The 19,388-nt window shown below is 45.7% G+C and carries 16 protein-coding genes and 1 riboswitch; of the genes, 6 read left to right on the top strand and 10 right to left on the bottom strand.

Features of this window, described 5'->3' with window-relative positions:
* Positions 1-9: 9 nt before the first annotated feature.
* Complete coding sequence (gene pepT, locus ACKRAT_RS11615) at positions 10-1,233, bottom strand: peptidase T (RefSeq protein ID WP_411842550.1); 1,224 nt, start codon at positions 1,231-1,233, stop codon at positions 10-12.
* Between the two features lie 118 nt (positions 1,234-1,351).
* Here pepT and ACKRAT_RS11620 point away from each other — a divergent pair, with 118 nt between their 5' ends.
* On the top strand, positions 1,352-2,398 hold the full coding sequence (locus ACKRAT_RS11620; RefSeq protein WP_411842551.1) for an LLM class flavin-dependent oxidoreductase: 1,047 nt from the start codon (positions 1,352-1,354) through the stop codon (positions 2,396-2,398).
* A 122-nt stretch (positions 2,399-2,520) separates the two neighbouring features.
* Here ACKRAT_RS11620 and ACKRAT_RS11625 read toward each other — a convergent pair whose 3' ends face one another.
* The 4 genes from ACKRAT_RS11625 to ACKRAT_RS11640 form a co-directional block, all read right to left on the bottom strand.
* On the bottom strand, positions 2,521-3,033 hold the full coding sequence (locus ACKRAT_RS11625; RefSeq protein WP_411842552.1) for an N-acetyltransferase family protein: 513 nt from the start codon (positions 3,031-3,033) through the stop codon (positions 2,521-2,523).
* 38 nt (positions 3,034-3,071) lie between these two features.
* The gene (locus ACKRAT_RS11630) at positions 3,072-3,524 is read right to left on the bottom strand and encodes an 8-oxo-dGTP diphosphatase (protein WP_411842553.1); all 453 of its coding nucleotides are present in this window, start codon (positions 3,522-3,524) and stop codon (positions 3,072-3,074) included.
* Between the two features lie 9 nt (positions 3,525-3,533).
* Complete coding sequence (gene ddlA, locus ACKRAT_RS11635; protein ID WP_411842554.1) at positions 3,534-4,595, bottom strand: D-alanine--D-alanine ligase; 1,062 nt, start codon at positions 4,593-4,595, stop codon at positions 3,534-3,536.
* A 420-nt stretch (positions 4,596-5,015) separates the two neighbouring features.
* Positions 5,016-6,491 (bottom strand): Na+/H+ antiporter NhaC family protein, encoded by a 1,476-nt coding sequence (locus ACKRAT_RS11640; RefSeq protein WP_411842555.1) that lies wholly within the window; start codon positions 6,489-6,491, stop codon positions 5,016-5,018.
* A gap of 555 nt (positions 6,492-7,046) precedes the next feature.
* Between ACKRAT_RS11640 and ACKRAT_RS11645 the strand changes: the two genes are divergently transcribed.
* Positions 7,047-7,901 (top strand): prephenate dehydratase, encoded by an 855-nt coding sequence (locus ACKRAT_RS11645; RefSeq protein WP_411842556.1) that lies wholly within the window; start codon positions 7,047-7,049, stop codon positions 7,899-7,901.
* Positions 7,894-9,123, top strand: coding sequence for a dicarboxylate/amino acid:cation symporter (locus ACKRAT_RS11650; RefSeq protein ID WP_411842557.1), 1,230 nt, complete (start codon positions 7,894-7,896; stop codon positions 9,121-9,123). Before ACKRAT_RS11645 ends, ACKRAT_RS11650 begins: the two co-directional genes overlap by 8 nt.
* Before the next feature lie 192 nt (positions 9,124-9,315).
* Here the strand turns inward: ACKRAT_RS11650 and ACKRAT_RS11655 are convergent, their stop codons facing one another.
* The 3 genes from ACKRAT_RS11655 to ACKRAT_RS11665 are packed head-to-tail and all read right to left on the bottom strand — an operon-like array spanning position 9,316 to position 14,158.
* Positions 9,316-12,324 (bottom strand): efflux RND transporter permease subunit, encoded by a 3,009-nt coding sequence (locus tag ACKRAT_RS11655; protein ID WP_411842558.1) that lies wholly within the window; start codon positions 12,322-12,324, stop codon positions 9,316-9,318.
* 54 nt (positions 12,325-12,378) lie between these two features.
* Positions 12,379-12,960: a nitroreductase gene (locus ACKRAT_RS11660; RefSeq protein ID WP_411842559.1), complete on the bottom strand. Its 582-nt coding sequence runs from the start codon at positions 12,958-12,960 to the stop codon at positions 12,379-12,381.
* A gap of 31 nt (positions 12,961-12,991) precedes the next feature.
* On the bottom strand, positions 12,992-14,158 hold the full coding sequence (locus tag ACKRAT_RS11665) for an amidohydrolase (protein WP_411842560.1): 1,167 nt from the start codon (positions 14,156-14,158) through the stop codon (positions 12,992-12,994).
* A 142-nt stretch (positions 14,159-14,300) separates the two neighbouring features.
* Here ACKRAT_RS11665 and ACKRAT_RS11670 point away from each other — a divergent pair, with 142 nt between their 5' ends.
* On the top strand, positions 14,301-15,224 hold the full coding sequence (locus ACKRAT_RS11670; protein WP_411842561.1) for a DMT family transporter: 924 nt from the start codon (positions 14,301-14,303) through the stop codon (positions 15,222-15,224).
* A gap of 35 nt (positions 15,225-15,259) precedes the next feature.
* On the opposite strand, the gene ACKRAT_RS11675 is transcribed toward ACKRAT_RS11670, so the two are convergent.
* Both ACKRAT_RS11675 and ACKRAT_RS11680 read right to left on the bottom strand, forming a co-directional pair.
* Complete coding sequence (locus ACKRAT_RS11675) at positions 15,260-16,306, bottom strand: tellurite resistance/C4-dicarboxylate transporter family protein (RefSeq protein WP_411842562.1); 1,047 nt, start codon at positions 16,304-16,306, stop codon at positions 15,260-15,262.
* A gap of 340 nt (positions 16,307-16,646) precedes the next feature.
* On the bottom strand, positions 16,647-17,045 hold the full coding sequence (locus ACKRAT_RS11680; protein ID WP_411842563.1) for a DUF805 domain-containing protein: 399 nt from the start codon (positions 17,043-17,045) through the stop codon (positions 16,647-16,649).
* Positions 17,046-17,219: 174 nt separating this feature from the next.
* Positions 17,220-17,320: riboswitch (purine riboswitch) on the top strand.
* 128 nt (positions 17,321-17,448) lie between these two features.
* Here ACKRAT_RS11680 and ACKRAT_RS11685 point away from each other — a divergent pair.
* Entirely contained in the window at positions 17,449-18,048 is a 600-nt protein-coding gene (locus tag ACKRAT_RS11685; protein ID WP_411842564.1) for a xanthine phosphoribosyltransferase, read from the top strand.
* Positions 18,035-19,348, top strand: a complete 1,314-nt coding sequence (locus ACKRAT_RS11690) for a nucleobase:cation symporter-2 family protein (protein ID WP_411842565.1) — start codon at positions 18,035-18,037, stop codon at positions 19,346-19,348. Before ACKRAT_RS11685 ends, ACKRAT_RS11690 begins: the two co-directional genes overlap by 14 nt.
* Positions 19,349-19,388: the final 40 nt, after the last annotated feature.

Here is a 19,388-nt window from a genome sequence, read left to right on the forward strand (position 1 = left end):
CGCTTATCCTTATTTAGTTGCAGCGATTTTGCTGATTTCTGTAATCACCTTCACTGCTTTTTCCATTACATCGACAGAGACATATTCGAATTTACCGTGAAAGTTCTCTCCGCCCGTAAACAAGTTCGGTGTCGGCAACCCTTTATAGGATAACTGGGAACCATCCGTTCCCCCGCGGATCGGTTCGATGATCGGTTCAACATTCAGATTCTGCATGGCCAGTTTCGCGTATTCGACGATTTCAAATACCGGCTCAATCTTATCTTTCATATTGTAATACTGATCGTTCATTTCCAATATGACCCGGTCTTCGCCGTATTTTTCCTTAAGCTCTGAAATATTCGTTTCCATCAGGCGTTTGCGCGCCTCGAATCTTCCGCTGTCAAAGTCACGGATAATAAATTGCGCTTCAGTCTTTTCGACATCTCCGCCCATATTTGTCAGATGGATGAACCCTTCATATCCTTCAGTCTGTTCCGGCGTATCTTCAGGGTCGAACAGTGTAATGAATTCAGACGCCATGCGGCCGGCATTGATCATTTTATTCTTCGCAGTGCCGGGGTGCACACTGTTACCGATGAATGTTACGTGCGCACCGGCGGCATTGAAGCTCTCATACTGGAGTTCCCCTTCCGGGCCGCCATCCACAGTATAGGCAAATTCCGCACCGAAACGCTCGACATCAAACTGATGCGGTCCCCGGCCGATTTCTTCATCCGGTGTAAATGCCACGCGGATTTTTCCGTGCCTGATTTCATCGTTATTGAGCAGATATTCCATCGCCGTCATGATTTCGGCTATGCCGGCTTTATTATCCGCACCTAGAAGTGTCGTGCCATCCGTAGTGATTAATGTATGTTCCTTGTATCCGGAAAGTTCCGGAAACTGGTTCGGCGACAGTACGATATTCTTCTCTTCATCCAGAATGATATCGCCGCCCTCATATTCAACCACCTGCGGTGTTACACCGGCACCTGTAAAGTCCGTTGCCGTATCCACATGAGCCAGGAAGCCGATGACCGGCGCATTCTCCACATTGGCAGGCAAAGTGGCCATCAGATAGCCATTGTCATCCGTTTCCACTTCCGTCATGCCGATTTCTTTGAGTTCCTTCTCAAGGAGTCTGATCAGATCCCATTGTTTACCGGTAGACGGCGTCGTTTCACTCGATGCGTCAGACTGTGTATCAATTTTTACATAATTGGTCAAACGTTCTATAAGCGTGTTCTTCATGTCCCAAATCCCCCAAAAAATTAATTTAACACCATTCTACCATAGGTTTGAGCTTAAATTTATAGATTGGTATTGACTGATGGTAGAATAAAATCAACAACGAATCGGAGGGGATCACATGGAACTTGGAATAAGCACTTTCGCTGAAGTAATGCCTGATCCGCACACCGGAATTACAATCAGCCATGGTGAAAGACTGAGGGATATTGTAGAGGAGATTGAAATGGCGGATAAAGTCGGACTCGATGTATATGCCGTCGGGGAACACCACCGCGAAGACTACGCTGTATCTGCACCGGAAGTCATATTGGCAGCAGGCGCTGCACGGACCAGAGACATCCGTTTATCGAGTGCCGTTACGGTGCTCTCTTCGGATGATCCGGTGCGGGTGCATGAGCGGTTCGCCATGCTGGACGGCATATCGGGCGGCCGGGCGGAAATCATGGCCGGACGCGGCTCATTCATCGAATCATTTCCTTTATTCGGCTACAACCTGAATGATTACGACGCACTGTTTGACGAAAAACTCGATTTACTGCTCAAGCTGCAAAAAGGCGGCCCCATTACATGGAGCGGCAACCACCGGGCTCCGATCAATGGTCTGGAAGTGTTTCCCAAGCCGGATCAGGACCGGATTCCAATCTGGATCGCAAGCGGCGGCACCCCGGGATCGACAGTAAGGGCCGGAAAACTCGGTCTGCCGCTGGTACTCGCCATCATCGGGGGCAGTCCGCAAAACTTCGCTCCGCTCGTCGAGCTGTATAAACAGACTGCTGCACAGTCCGGACATAAAGTCGAAGATTTGGGCATCGGTTCCCACAGCCATGGCTTCGTCTGGGATACAGACGAAGAGGCAGCTGACCTGTTCTTCCCCTCCACGCAGCAAAGCATGAATAAAATCGGCCGGGAACGCGGCTGGGGCAACTATACAGTCCGCAGCTTCGACATCGCCCGCTCACCGAAAGGTGCACTGTATTGCGGAAGTCCCGAAACCGTTGCACAAAAAATCATCGATCTGCGTAAAAACGTAGGCATCAAACGCTTCCTGCTCCATACGCCGCTCGGTACAATGCCGCATGACCAGGTGCTGAAATCCATCCGGCTGTTCGGTGAAACAGTCGCACCGATCGTACGCGAAGAAATCGCCCGATGGGAAGGGAAATGATTTCAAAGAGGCCGCGCCTCTATTGATTGGGTCGATATGCATTTAACGACACGTGTTTCCTCCATCAGACGAAACGAAGAAAGGCCCGGACGTCTCGCGTCCGGGCCTTTCTTCAATCCATTTTATATCTCTTTAAGGTCTCTCCAGCCGAAAATAAGTTCGGTAAGCGCATCGCCGCCGATATCCACTTCTTCTTTGGCGATGACAACACCGCCCATTTTTTCATAAAAGTCACGTGCCGGGTTGTGCTCCAGAACGGCAATGATCATACTTTCAAATCCGCGCTCGATCAGATCTTCCACAACTTTGTCAAACAGCTGTTTTCCTCCGCCTTTCCCCTGCACCTCTTCATATAAGTATATTGCGTACAGTTCCCCGTCAAACCCGATATGTTCTTCGGAGCGCTCAGGACCGCCGACTGCGAAGCCTACTATTCCCCCCTCATCATCCAGCAGTAAAAATGTGGAATTCTGGACAACAACCAGTTCCCAGACTTCTTCCCTTTTTTTATAATCGAGCCCCGCTAAATACTCATCATTGACGATGCCTTTATAAGTTGTTCTCCAACTGTCCACCTGTACTTTCGCAATCTCCGGTGCATCAGTTTCCACAGCTTTTCTAATATTGAATGACATGCAATTTCCCCCTTTGTTTATCATTGCGTATATTGCTGTTACAACAGCCTCAGCTTAATCTCATCATCTTCGCTATAGTAATAAAATTCCGACAGCACTTCAGAGTCGAAGACTTCGAACATTTCTTTAAAATCGCTGGCCAGCTTATAATCGGCAAGTGCCTCTTTATCAATCCAGAACACTTCACCTTCATCACTCGATTGAAGCGTGCCTTCGAAATCATCCGTCTTATAGAACAAGACGACATATCTTGCATCATTTTCATCCTGGAATTGTTTGGTACCGCAAAGCTCCAGTGAATTCACATTGAGACCCGTTTCTTCCTGCACTTCCCGTCTGACCGAATCAACAAATGATTCCCCGGGTTCCACCTTGCCTCCGGGAAAAGTGATGCCCGGCCAGTTTTTGCTGATCCGGTTCTGCACAAGGATCCGGCCCCCGCTATAAATCATGCACATGTTGGTAAATACTGCATTTTCATATTCTGCCATCACAGACACCTACATTATATCCGTTTTCAGCTGACCGTTGAGGTTATGTCTTTCCAGCGAAAGCTCAATCAGACGATCGAGCAGCTCCGGATATTCAACCCCTGAAGCCTCGAGCAGTTTCGGATACATGCTGATGCTTGTGAATCCCGGCAGTGTATTGATTTCATTGACGATGATTTCCCCTTTTCCAGTCAAGAACACATCGACTCTCGCCATGCCTTCACAATCCAGAATCTTAAATGCATCCAAAGCCGTTTGCCGGATGCTGTCCCCGGTAGCTTCATCCAGATTTGCCGGGATTTCGAGTGCCGCCCCGCTTTCATCGATATACTTCGATTCGTAGCTGTAGAAGTCAGTGTTTGAAACAATCTCCCCGGGGACTGAAGCGATTGGATCGGCGTTGCCTAGAACGGAAACTTCAATTTCCCTGCCTTCCACTGCGCTTTCCACCATTACTTTCGTATCAAAATCGAAGGCAAGATCCACTGCATCATAAAAACTTTTCTCATCCGTCACTTTGGAAACTCCGACGGATGACCCCTGATTTACGGGCTTGACGAACATCGGCAGGCCGAGTTTTTCTTTAACCGTTTCGTAATCCACACTATCCTTCTCATTATGTCTGAATAAAACCCAGTCTGCGACTTTTATTCCTTCGAGCTTTAAAAGCTTTTTCGTCATATCCTTATCCATGCACACAGCAGAACTTCTTACATTACAGCCCACATAAGGGATATCCGCCATTTCCAGAAGTCCCTGCACACTGCCGTCTTCCCCGGCCGTACCGTGTAAGATAGGAAGGATGACATCAAATGATTGCGGACCATCCACGGAAGATAATTGTTTGGCGGGAATGACCGATAAGCCGTCAGCCTCCGCCCCCGCTTCCAGACTTTTGATTTCTTCAGACTGATGGCTGAGCAACCACTCGCCCTGTTTGGAAATATGTATCAGTTTTACATTATATTTATCTTTATCCAGTGCATTCAATACACTTTCAGCGGAACGCATCGACACTTCGTGCTCTGTCGACTGTCCCCCATATAAAATTCCTACTGTCAGTTTCGCCATTTCACTTCACTCCTAAATTCTCACCGTTTCTGTTTCTTTTATAATATCACATGGTGTTTGTGCTTTCTTTCATTTTCCATTGGCAGTTGTTAAATCATCTCTGCCCAGACTATCCTGCACTGTTTAAATTAATCCAAAGGACGCTGCCATTTTTTTCTGTAAAGCAGAGATTACAAATCAACCATCTGAATATATCATTCTGATCAGAACAGCAGAAGAAGAGAAATATTGAAAGGTAACCCTTCATCTATAATAAAAAAGACGGTTTCGCGTTTCACAGTAGAACTATGACATAGAAAAAGGAAGTATCCCCCAGTCCGCTACTTTTGGATTGAATCCAAAAGTAGCTGGAGAATACTTCCTCACTATTGGTTTTAAGTAATTTAGCAGTTTTCTGGCAGAATCACAATGAAGAAACTATTAATCTTCAGGTCTTTCCTTTAATTCTTCACCATTCTTTCCTTCATAGCGCAGACCCCAGCCTGTCAATGCTGCAACAAACATGATGATGAACAGGAACCAGCCCTGGAATACAAACGGGAATACTGCGGTCGGTTCAACGACGGGCAGCCAGTCATATGAATCTGCCTTTATCGTTTGAATCGTCGACCAGCCTAGCAGCACCGGTGCGCCCCATGGGAATATATATCCCAATGCTGAAGTTACAGCATCCAGCATATTCGCTCTCCGGTAACGGTGGATCTGATATTTCTCGCCAATTTCCTTCACAAATGGTGCAGCGGCAATTTCTGCTGCAGTATTGATGGTTATTGAACTATTCAATATGGAGACTATTGCCCAGATGGACAACTCGGCTTTCCTGACGGAACCTTTGATCCATTTTACCAGACCGTTGGTTATCGCTGCCATCGTTCCGCCCAGTCTCATCAAATGAGCCGCACCTACTATCAGCAGAATAAGGATTGCCATATTGAAATACCCCGTAAGCCCGGAAATGAGCGCCCCTTGAACTACATCATCCGAATCCGCATCAAATCTTATGATATCTCCGAGTGTCCCGGGAGCGATTACCAGAATCAGCACGATGGCTGAGAGTATGCCCCATGTCAAAGATGTCATCAGATGCTGGCCGGATAAAGCCAGGATAAGTACGATTGCGAAAGGTATCAGCATGATCAGGCCATCCGCACTGACAGATTCCATTATCGAACCTGCCGTTGCCTGATCAGTCGCGGCAGTGCCGTCGCCTCCGAATATCCCAAAGAGGATAACCGCTGGCACAGCTGCGACGATTGAATACTTGAAACGGCTGCGTACAACACCCGGAACATCGGCATCCTGGGTTGTTGCGGAAACGATCGTTGTATCTGATACCGGTGCAAGGTTGTCACCGAATACTGCACCGGCCAATATCGCCGCAAACATGAATGTCGGATCTGCCCCGACAGCAACACCTGCCGGATACATCAATGTACAAAACGCAACTGTTGTACCGTATCCGGTACCGACAGCAGTCGAGAAGGTTGCTGCCAACAGAAAGGTCAGTGCGACGAACATTCCCCCTTCGACGCCTGTCACCGAACCAATCCAGACCAGACCTTCAACCAGCCCGCCGACCTGCAGGATCTGTGCGAACATACCGGCATAGAACCATGCCACCATCGCAATCACCCCTACAGGCTGGGCCAGCCCGTCAAACAACCCTTGCGCGTAGTCTTCCCATTTACTTTTACACAGCAGCAGTCCGAGCGTTACCCCCATAACAGCTCCGAGCACAAGTGCAACTTCAGATGATAACTGCATTACACTGATTGTGATTGCCCACACTACAAAGAACAGCAGTGGAACCGCTGCACCAAACGGCCCCATCCGGAACTCCAGTTTTTCAACTGTCCTTTCTCCTGTAGCACGATCTAATTCTTCATTATTCGACAAATTTCTCCCTCCCCAATTCTATAGACACCTTAATTGTTAAGATGCCTTCATTCCATTTTGTATTCTATCACAATTTCCGACTTTTCCGAATAGACCAAAAACATTTTTCATCTAAACTATTAAATGCCGGTTTCTGCCCATTCATTGATTGGAAGCTCTGGTTTATGGAGTACGTATAGTAATAAGAATAATGAGCAATAAAATCAATTCACCTGAATATTCTTTAAAAATATTGACTTTTCAGTCTACTGCTGATATCATTTGTTACAATCTTAATCGAATTGAGTGATACTTATGTCCAACACATATACACAGACTCAATTGAATACTTTTTTCTTCAGCTATTTTAGATAGCGTCTATATTCCATCGTGGATATAGGCGGCGTGCATATATCTATGATGGCTGATTTGAACGCGCGAAATTTCAAAATCCAGCCATATGAGCAATCTAAATGGCTGGATTTTTTCATTACACATTTTTAACCATTTGGATTCCTCTTACTGACAGAGCGATTCAAATGGTTTTTATTTTACTAAATTCGAGGAGTGGTTTTTATGTTAATTGGATATCAGGGCGTCGAAGGTTCTTATAGTGAGCTCGCATGCAAAAAGTTTGCCGGGGATGCAGAATATCAGATGAAGGGCTATCCTACTTTCAGAACGCTCGTGGAAGCGATGATGGATGACCAGTTGGATTATATTGCGCTGCCTGTTGAAAATTCCACGAGCGGGCCGATCACAAGAACCATCGATCTTATGAAGTACCTGGAAGTTTCCGCCGTAGAGGAAGTATATATTAAAATCGACCATGCACTGATCACAAAGACACCGATGGAAATGTCGGAAGTGACGACCGTCTATTCACACCCGGAGGCACTGGAACAATGCTACGCCCATCTAAGTCAGTATCCAAATATCGAAATCCGTGAATATGCAGATACTGCTGAAGCTGTGAAAATGGTAAAAGAATCCACTGATCAGAACCTTGCCGGAATCGCAGGCAGTCATGCAGCAGAGCTGTATGATATGACAGTGATCCGTGAAAACATCAGTGACAATCCGCTCAATACGACGCGGTTCCTATTCTTCCGCAAAGGGATTCAAGGGACACGTACGGGGATGGATAAAACATCGCTGTATATAGAATCCAATCACAGCACAGGCTCTTTGAGCGAAATCCTGAATATTTTCAGAAGCCATGAGATTAATCTGCTGAATCTCACTTCACGTCCGATCCAGAACAAACCTTTCTCATACGGTTTTTTCATAGACGTTGAAAAGGGAAAAGAAGATTCGATACTTACGAAAGCGCTGCAGGATATCGGGGAGGTGAGCAAATATATCAATATGCTGGGGACATATCAAAAAGGTGAAATCCCTTCATATGAAGGAGTCTTGGTAAATGAATAATCTACTAACATCAAAGAAACATCTCTTCACTCGTATTGCTATAGGTTTCGCACTGGGAATAGTGATGGGATTAATTCTTCCTGAAATCTCCATACAAACTAAGTTTATCGGTGACATTTATCTAAACCTGATCCAAATGATGATTATTCCAGTCATCTTCGTAGCAGTAGCCGGTGGCATCATTAATATTGGAAGCGCACAGGATTTGGGAAGGATTGGTCTTAAAAGTGTTTTGGTTTTCGCAGTTATGTTTGTTGCCACTGCAGCTATTGGATTGATCACTTCTTATTTAGTCAGGCCCGGAAATCGTATTACTGTTGACCCAGTTGGTTTTGAGGAAGAAGTGACCACACCTTCCGTACAGGAATTCTTCATGAATGTCGTTCCAGACAATATATTCCAGGCCGTAAGTGATGGTGCCATTCTTCCTACTATAATATTCACCTTGCTGTTTTCTGTCGCAATAGTTGCGGTTGGAAAAGAAGCAGAACCGGTTAAAATTTTTCTCAACAGCCTCTCCAAAGTGATATTCAAAATTCTCGATTTTGTCATGGAACTGACACCAATCGGTGTATTGTCTTTAATGGCATTTGCGATAGCTGAATATGGAGCAGGCATATTCTCAGCACTGGGATTATACATAATCACTGCATGGAGTGCTTGTATCATTGCATTCATAATCGTCATGTTACTGCCTGTCTGGCTCTATACCGGACTACCTCCAAACGAATTTATAAAAGGGATCTATAAAGTATGGCTCGTTTCGCTTTCTACAACAAGTTCAGCAGTAACTCTTCCCACTAATATGCGTGTCAATATCAATGATTTTAAAGCACCGGCCTCTATAACAAACTTTGTCGTTCCTTTAGGAACAACGATTAATATGGCAGGTGGTGCAATATCATTCAGTTTACTCGCGGTCTTCGTTTCTGATTTTTATCAAATACCCCTGAGTGTTGCAGAAATAATTTACCTGGTTGCCATTGCCACTATACTTAATATGGCTGCGCCCGGAATCCCGGGTGGAGGTATTGTCCTCGGTGCATCCTTCCTGACATTACTCGGCTTGCCGATTGAATTAATGGGGCCCATTGCAGCTATATATAGGCTGCTCGACATGGCTTATACAACAATGAACGTAACCGGCGATGCAGCTGCCAACTTATTAATTTCAAAGTCAGAAGAAAAAAGAACACATAAAAGAACATTAATAGAAGAATAGTTTTACAGTCTCCCCTGTTTGATTAAACAAGACTTTTCGGTTTTACAATAAGTTCACATTAGCCATTTCAGTTTTCTGTGTTGAAACAGGGCTTTATGCACCGGTAAGATAATGAATTCCATATTTTCACCTCTTCCCCCATAAAAAGAAGCCCTCCAGATTCTGGAGGGCTTCTTAGTTTCTATCATGAAATCATTTTCTGTATCTGATGCGGTAATACAAGTAATAAAGTGCCGGTGTTGCAATTAATGAAAGGATCGTCGAGAACGCGAGTCCGGCAATAACTGTGACTGCAAGCGGCTCGAACAATACATCGCCACTTAGCGCTACAGGCACCAGTGCAAGTATGCTCGTCAGTGTTGTGAGGGCAACCGGTTTGAATCTCGCACGGCCACTTTCAAAAATAGCCTCGTGAATATTGAATTCTTCCGCTTTTCGCCTTGCTTCAATAAAGTCTATCAGGACGACGGCATTTCTGACGACGATCCCGGACAGGGACACCATGCCCATAATCCCGAGGAAACTGATCGGCGTCTGTGTGACAAACAATCCGATAATCCCGCCGCTGAATGCGAGAAAGATACTGAACACGATGATAAGCGGCATGACGATGGAATTGAATTCCCAGGCAATGACGAGATATACAAGTACCAGTATCACTGAGAATAAAATTCCGATTTCGATGAAGAAGTCTGTCTGATCTGAAGACTCGCCTCCGACAATAAGTTCCGTCGATCCATCGAGAGAATTGCCGAAGTCATCGATCGTCTGGTTCACGGCTTCTTCATCTTCCGAATATACCTGGAGTTCAGCGGTCCTTTCTCCATTGCTGTGCTGGATGGAAGTGGTATCCTCCGTCTCTTCTATGGTTACGAAGTCCGACAGCGGATATGTTTCCGGTTCTCCCTCGCCAACTTTGACGATATCTACGTTATCTATAGTGAATGCATCAGAATATTTCAGGGAAGTTTCCCTGGACTCGCCATCCACGATGATTTCCTGGATCGGGATGCCTTCTGACAACATATTCAATTCATTTTTCACTTGTGAAACGGAGATATCGTTCTCTTCCAGAGCATCATAGTCAATACTGTAGTTCAAGGTACTGACCGGACTGCCTATGCTTGAAGTGACGATTGCCCCTTCATTTTCGAGAGACTCAGTCAGTGAAGTCACTGCATTATTCAATTTTTCCAGGTCGTTCTCGAAAAATTCAACCGTGATCGGTGCACTGGCCGGCGGCCCCTGGATGATCGTCTCCATGAATATCGTTGCTTCAGGGAATGCTTCCTGCACAGATTCTTCGTAATTATTGATCGTCTCCGATGCACTCATCTCTTCTTTATCGATCTGCAGGGCAATCTGTGCCGTGTTCGGACCCGATTGATCCAGAGATGCACCGAACAAGTTCGGCAGACCGTCCCCTGTAAATATGGATGCGGATTCTACATGATCAATTTCTTCCAATAGGTAGGAGAGGACATCTTTTGCATCTTCATGCGTTTTTTCTATTGTCTGCCCTTCTTCAAATATCAAGTCCAGTGTCACTTCTGAACGATCCGCTTCAGGGAAAAATTCAAACGGGGTGAACTTGATCAGACCGAGCGACAATACCGCGACAATGAGTACTGTAAAGAATGAAACCAATGGCCTCCTTACAATTTTCGGAAGGAATTTATCTGCATAGACATTGCTTCCCCATGAAAATGCTTTTCCTATAATACCGGGATGTTTCGGCGCTTTTTTGCGCACAATCAAATATCTCACTGCAGGTACAAAGGTTAAGGAAAGCACTGTCGATATAATCATCGTCGAAATTAAAATGCTCGGCAATGCTTTGATGAAATCGCCATTTGCCCCTGATAATAAAAGGAGCGGGGAAAATGTGAATACAATGGCCAGCGTGGATGCAATGACCGAAGGCGCAACTTCTTTCACACCATTGTAGACACCGTCCAGCCTATTATCACCCAGTGTCAGCCGACGTTCTATATTATCGTTGATTACAATCGAGTCATCAACGAGTATCCCCAGTGCAATGATTAATCCGATGACTGAAATCTGGTTCAGATCCACGCCGAACCATGGCACCGGCAGAAGACCGATCAGCACTGACAGGAGCACAGTCACCGTAACAGTAATGGAACCGAACCATGACAGACCGAGTGACGTCGCTATAATGACTGCAATCAATGCGATCGCAAGTGATGTATAGAGTCCGACGAATATATCTTCGACATTCTCCCGTTCGGAAGATATGTTTTCGACAGTTATATCTTCGGGAAGTTCCGAAAATCTGTCATCAATGACAGTTTCGACATTTTTCGAAACTGAAGGGACGTCCTCACTATTGGCGAGGAATACTGTGAATGAAACTGCGGGATTCCCTTCGTATTCCACAATATCTTCAGGTGTCTCCTGAACCTGTTCGAGATCCGCAACATCGGTAAGCGGAATATTGTCCTGCCCCACCCTGACCTGTTCGAGTACTTCAATCGGCGTCGCGTCCTGGAAAGATAACCTTATAATCTCATCCTCATCCGTTTCCTGACCCAGGATGACCGGATTGAGGGAGGTCTCAATTTCACTCATGATCTCATTTGGATTCAGCTGATTTTCAGACAGGGCATCCCAGTCCAGCTGAATCTCATATTTATAATCACTGTACCCTTTCACAGTGACACTGTCGATGCCATCCATCTGGGAAACTTCCTGCTCCAGCGCATCCAGATCAGATTGTATATTCTCCAGATTTTTGGCATCATCACTGTAAATTTGATAGCTGAGCAGAGGGAATGTATTACTCATCGATTGCACTTCGGGTTCTGCAGCATTTTCCGGCAGTTCACTGATCAGACCGCCGACGACATTATTGACCTCGTTCAGCACGTCTTTCGGATTTCCGCCATCGGAAATTTCCATTGTAATCACCGAGACGCCGTCCTGGGATACCGACGAGATATTCTCTGTATTTTCCACACCGAATATTTCTGATTCGATGATATCCGAGATATTCGACTCAATGTCCGATTTATCTGCCCCCGGCCATGCTGTCGTCACGTTGATCAGATTGACTTCCGTTTCCGGTATTTCACGCTGATCAATCGTTAAAAATGTGTAAACACCTAAAATAGACACTGTGAATATCAAAATGATAAATAGCAGACTTCTCTTCAACAGCATTTCATATAACTTTTTCATCCAGGTTCCTCATTCCATAATTTTCATGCACGTTTGAAATCCAGGTCGGCCTGCTTACTGGTCGTCGGTCTCGATCCATGTTGTCTTTTCATTAAACGGTATGCGTTTAACGTTCTCTTTGACCATGTCGGGTTCTCCTACAAATACAAGACCCAGAATCTCTTCGTCTTCACGCAGATCAAACAACGCTTTCACTTCAGGCGTATTATGGATCGGGCCGCTTCTCCAGATTGCACCGAGTCCGAGCGTGTGGGCGGTGAGCAGCATATTCTGTGTCGCAGCCGCCACAGCACATACATCTTCGATGTAAATGGCTTTTGGACTGTCCGACGGAGATAATGTCACTACAATTACAGTCGGTGCAGCAAATGGTTTACTGCTGATTTTTTCAATGCGTTTTTGCCCTGCTTCAGATTCAGGGTCTTCCACCCTGCCGCGGGCCGCTTCTTTTAAAGCACGGGACAGGGGGTTCCTTCCCGCACCGCTTAATACAAAGAATTTCCACGGTTCTGTAAGGTGATGATTGGGCGCCCATACAGCAGACTCCAGCATCTGTTCAATTTTTTCTTTATCCACCGGTGTATCCTTTAATTTCCCCAGACTGCGTCTTTCTCTGATTGCCTCTGAAACATTCATGTTCACTGCTCCTCATAATTTTATAGCACTTCTAGATTACCAGACTTTTAGCAACTTCTACAAAATATAACGCACCCTTATCAAGCGCATCCTCGTCCACGGCGAATTTAGGGTGATGAAGCGGATATGCCTCTCCCTTTTTTGGGTTATGCACCCCAATGAACTGCATCGATGCAGGAACCGCCTGTGAAAATGAAGAAAAGTCTTCCGTACCGAATATGGGCTGTTCCACTTCAATCAATTTTTCCGATCCATATATTTTTTCAGCTGCATCACGTGTCACATCCACCGCTTCCGTCCTGTTGAATACGGACGGATATCCAATGTCCCATTCAATTGTGTACTCCGCCCGATGTGTCGCTGTAACCCCTTTAAGGATATGCTCCAGTTCTTCCCTTGCCTTGACTCTGGAGGCTTCGTCAATGGAACGGATGGTGCCGCCGATTTCGACAGTATCCGGAATTACATTCATCGCATCGCCGCTGTGGAAATTAGTGACGGATACCACCGGCACTTTATGCGGAGAGATCTTTCTGGAAACGATGGTCTGAAGGCTCATTGTAAATTCCGAACCGACGATGATCGGATCAATCGTTGAATCGGGAATCGCCGCATGGCCGCCCCGCCCGGATATCTTAATGCGGAAGTCATCCGCCGCTGCACAAAACGCCCCTTCCCGTACGGAGAAATATCCTGTTTCATAATCCGGGGATACATGAAGTGCAAAGGCATAGTCCACACCTTCGGCAATCCCTAAGTCCACAAGTTCATATGCACCGCCGGGATATGTCTCTTCAGCATGCTGGAATATGAATCTGATTTCTCCATCAATCTGTTGCCTCAACCCCGACAGTTCCTTCGCTGCACCAAGCAGCATTGCAGCATGGGCATCGTGGCCGCACGCATGCATCACACCGGGGTTGTCCGACTTGAATTCCAGTCCCGTCTCTTCATTGATGGGCAGTGCATCGATATCCGCGCGAAGCAAAATCGTCGGGCCTGAAGTTTTATCCCCTTTTAAAATACCAAGCACACTTGTTTCTGTCGGTCTTGAAATTTCGATGCCTTCAAAGGTCTCCAATATGCTTTGTATGTAGTCCGCCGTTTCATATTCCGTATAGGATACCTCCGGATTCCTATGGATATGTCTGCGCCAATTTATAATGTCCGTTTTCAATCCAGTCTTCTGCATGCTCATTCACTCACTCCAAGCTTTGTGTTAATAACTATAAGTATACTAAAAGCAGCAAGATTAAATAAGCCTTTAAATTAAGTTGATAACCTGAATTATCTCCTATAGAATTATTTAATACCTAAAAATCAGAAAGGAGTTGGATGATTTGATAATGCTGATTCTGCTTGGAGCCCTTGCAGGCTCACTCGTTCCTGTTCAGACTTCCATCAACAGCCGGCTCGCTGTTTTCACCCGCTCAGTTTTCCTATCGTCATTCTACTCATTCTCAGTGGGCACCATCATGCTCATTATCTTCAATCTTTTCGCTAATCCCGGGAAGCTGGCCCCCTCCTACATATTGTCACAGGACTTTTCATATATTTGGTTCGTCGGCGGACTGATGGGTGTCGTTTACTTAACAGGCAACGTGATCCTGCTGCCGAAAATCGGTGCGGCGCTCACAGTGATCATGACCGTCGCCGGACAGATGATTATCGGACTGATGGTCGATACATTCGGCTGGTTCGATGCCGATACCCAGCCTATTAATATTTTCCGTGTTCTGGGCATCGTCATCATGATTGCCGGCATCATCTTCATGAACTATAAGAAGAAAAGTGCCAGGGTGGCGGACAAGTCCTCAAACATATGGCTCGCGCTCGGTTTATTTACCGGCGCAATGCCGCCGATCCAGACTGCTGTGAACAGTGCGCTGCGCTACGAAGTGGATTCGTTCTTCTTCGCTTCCCTGGTATCCTTCTTTATAGGGGCAGCCGCACTCTTAATCCTGTCGCTGATTATTGCAAAACACATCCGCTTCGTCGCTTATGACAGGACACTTGGTCATATTAAGCCATGGCACTTTATCGGCGGGATGCTCGGAGCGCTGTATGTGACGACCAACATCATCCTCATGCCGTATCTGGGTGCAACGCTTACATTGATGACCGTAATATTCGGACAGATGTTGATGGGGCTTCTGATCGATCATTTCGGGCTGCTGGGCATTCATAAAAACCCGATTGACGCCAGGAGAGTCGCTGGTGTCGTAATGATTCTATCCGGCATCATCATGCTGCAGATATTTTAAAATAAAGAGAGGACGGGCTTCTGCCCGTCCTCTCTTTATCCTCTGCCAAATTGCCTTTTCCTCAGTTTAATCACCATTCCAACCAGTATTGACAGCCAGACACCGATCGCTGCAAATATCGTAATGTATGGAATGATCATTAAAAATTCAAAATCCAGTGCCATGGACAGTTTTGTCGTTCCCACGGTATACATTGCGATGGGAAACGCCATCCCCCACATCTGCGGGTCATAGGTTAACGGATAATGATTCAAAATGTGCCGCCAGATGCCGAGTGAGACCAGCAATGGAATCCACCATGTGCCGAGCACCCAGTAAAACAGCGTAAATCCTTTGATGAATACCATAAGTTCTTCGACCAGGCTGAACTCAGTGCCGTATATCATTAACATTGAGCCGGCGAGTGTGGTGATCGCGATGGCGCCCATGTTAATCCAATATGGCGGTGCCAGAGACATCACTTCAACTTTCAGGAACATCAATCTGTAAAATATAACTGAGATAATATTCAAATAGAGCATACATCCCAGCAAAAAGTGGCACAGTGAGATAAACAGGACGATTTCACTGAATTCTCCCGTGCTTGGGGAGATCAATGTACCCAGTACGGAGATGGACTGTGTGGATACCACTGCGAGAAGCCATCCCCCATTCACTGCCTCCTCTATCGCCGGTTTTATCTTCTTCACGATGACAAACGTAAAAAAAGCATACATCAATATGATCCAGAGTAAAAAGGCTGCGACCCAAAATATCAGGCCTACCGTATATAAACCTTTGATGACGACTAACTGACTCCCCAGTACTTCTGTCCCCGCAATTAATGTAAAGAATCCCGGTCCTTTGCTGTGATCACTTAAGTCCTCCATAAATTCACTTGTATTCAGTGACACTCTCATTATGTTCAATGCAAGCAATACAACGTATATTACAATATTGAAATATATAAGTATTTCAGCAATGAGGGTCAGACCAATGTACCAGCAGGAAAGTGACAACGCTCCTGTTGCCATTACCATCGCAAAGTACCCAGGGAAAAGATTCCGGGACTGACGTTTAAAGAAATTTAACACAACATCCACTCTTTCTCACCTGACTTATAAAAAATATAACCTATATATAGTATATTACTTTTTGCATCATTTCAATTTCTCCCGGCTTAAAGAAAAGGCCGGAACCCTTTGATTCCGGCGTTTACGCTCATTTATAAAATCTATTCATATTGTCTGACTTGTTTTGTGTTTTTCGCTGCTGTGATTGAGGGTGCAGATCAAAAAACCAAAACCGCAAATTGCCGATAATAAAGCGTACTGGATGAGAAAATCTGTGAGTGAATCATCCATAATGATCTCCCTTTATATGATTCTTAAAGGGATTGTATCACGAAGGAAAGTGTACTCATTGATTTTTTCAGCAAATATTCTACGGACGCTTGCCATACTTGTTATTTCCATCACTCGGAAGTAATGTCAGTATGAATCCAACAATATTAAGCAACAGTACAACCGTAATGGCCGCGGCTTTCATCCCTCTTTTCGCAAAACTCATAAATACAACAGGCAGCAGTATGAATGACAACATCTGAGGTGCTTGAAACCATCCCGAAACACCGGCATCCTGATAGCGCCTTGAAGTCAGGGCGATTGTGGGTACCGCAAAAATGCCCACCAAAGCATTTTGCACTTTATCCGGTGCCCTAAAACTTGAGAGCACGATGCCCAGCACTGCAAACAAAATATTCGGAACCCAATATTCTTTTCTTGTGGCTCTTCCTGAAAACTTGAATGTCTTCTTAAAAAAATCCTTTAACGACTGCTTCAATTTAGTTCCTCCTCATAGACTGGAATCACTTTAATTATACAGAAGAATGCCTGCTTCCACACACCCCCGCTGAAAACACGAAAGTTATACGAACAAAAAGAAATGGAAATGACTAAAATATGAACTTTATACTAAAATACTGTTGAAAAGTTCGTCATTGATGTTAGAATGGTACTTATCTAAAATAAAAGCACTCATATAATAGCAGTAATAAGGACTGCGAGTTTCTACCGGACGCCGTAAATGATCCGACTATGGGTGAGCAATGGCCGGACTTTATTTGAATTGCTGTTTCGATACAATTCTTTTTAATCCCGAAATTATTGTTCATCTCATAGATGAGCGGTGGTTTTGGGATTTTTTATTTGGAAGAATGGTTAAAAAAATGGCTGAGGTGAAAATAATGGATATTTTAAAAGACAGGATTTTATCAGAAGGGACAGCACTTTCTGAATCAGTGCTTAAAGTCGACAACTTTTTAAATCATCAGGTCGACCCGCAGCTGATGCATGAAATCGGACGTGAGTTTAAAGAACGCTTCGAAAACAAAAATATTACTAAAATACTGACGCTTGAGTCTTCAGGTATCGCGCCATCAGTGATGGCCGGGCTGCTCATGGATGTGCCCGTCATATTTGCGCGCAAAAGACAGTCCCTTACTTTGACAGACGGACTGCTCACTTCCGAAGTCTACTCATTCACCAAGCAGGAGACGAATAAGATTTCCGTGGCTCATAAATTTTTACAAAAAGACGACACCGTACTCATCATCGATGACTTCCTGGCTAACGGAAAGGCAGCCGAAGCATTGATCGACCTTGTGGATCAGGCAGGTTCCACAATTGCAGGCATCGGAATCGTCATCGAGAAATCATTCCAGGACGGCGGCAGAATTCTGCGGGAGAAAGGATATCATGTAGAGTCCCTCGCACGTATCGAGAATCTGGCAGAAGGTAAAATCGAATTCATAAATGAGGAGGAGCATTCCAATGCAAATGTCTAAGGCAAAATCCCTGTCACTCGGTCTTCAGCATGTCTTGGCGATGTATGCCGGTGCAGTCATTGTCCCCCTCATCATCGGTGCAGGAATCGGCCTCTCGAATGCCCAGCTCACATACTTGATCGCCATCGATATCATGATGTGCGGTGTGGCGAGTATTCTGCAGGTATGGAAGAATAAATTCTCGGGCATCGGGCTGCCGGTCGTACTCGGCTGTACATTCACCGCAGTCGGTCCGATCATCGCAATCGGCAACTCCTACGGCATCGAAGCCGTTTACGGTTCCATACTCGTTTCCGGTCTGGTTGTCGTCATCATCGCCAAATACTTCAGTAAAATGATCCGGTTCTTCCCGCCGGTCGTTACTGGATCAGTCGTTGCGGTAATTGGTATTACGCTCATCCCCGTCGCAATGAACGACCTTGCCGGCGGCCAGGGCAGTGAGGATTTCGGCTCCCCGATGAACCTCGCGATTGGATTCGGAACCTTATTCGCCATTTTGATGATTTTCAAATTCGGCAGAGGGTTCATCAAATCCATCGCCATTCTGATCGGTATTCTACTCGGTACCGGTGTCAGTGCATTTTTCGGGCTCGTGGATTTCTCGGCAGTCGGGGAAAGCTCATGGTTCCACCTGCCGCAGGTATTCTATTTCGGTGTTCCTGAATTCCATCTGACACCGATTCTGACGATGATACTCGTTGCGATTGTCAGCCTCGTGGAATCCACAGGCGTATACTTCGCACTCGGTGATATCAGTGATAAGGAGCTCGATGAAGATGACTTGAAACGCGGATATCGCGCAGAAGGCCTGGCGATCCTCTTCGGCGGTTTATTCAATTCATTCCCCTACACGACTTTTTCACAAAACGTCGGACTCGTCCAGCTCTCCGGTGTGAGAAGCAATCACATCATCTACATCGCAGGCGGTATGCTCGTCCTGCTCGGACTGGTACCTAAAATCGGCGCTCTCACACTCGCCATCCCGACACCAGTTTTGGGCGGTGCGATGGTCGCGATGTTCGGCATGGTCATTTCCTATGGTATTAAAATGCTGTCGAATGTAGATTTTGAAAAGCAGGAAAACCTGATGATCGTTGCCATTTCACTCGGAATGGGGCTTGGTGTCACAGCAGTTCCGGAATTGTTCGCCGCTTTGCCTGCAGGCATCTCAGTGCTGACGGACAGCGGCATCGTGATGGGCAGCCTGACGGCAATCATACTCAACATCGTATTCAACATTAGAAAAGCTCCCGCTGTCAAAACGGACAAAGTGGCCCGCGAGCAGCAGGTTACAGGATGAATTTCATTACTCTCCCGTATATCGGGAGAGTATTTTATTT

Origin of the sequence: Salinicoccus sp. HZC-1 (assembly GCF_046736035.1) — a bacterium.
Classification (GTDB): Bacteria; Bacillota; Bacilli; order Staphylococcales; family Salinicoccaceae; genus Salinicoccus.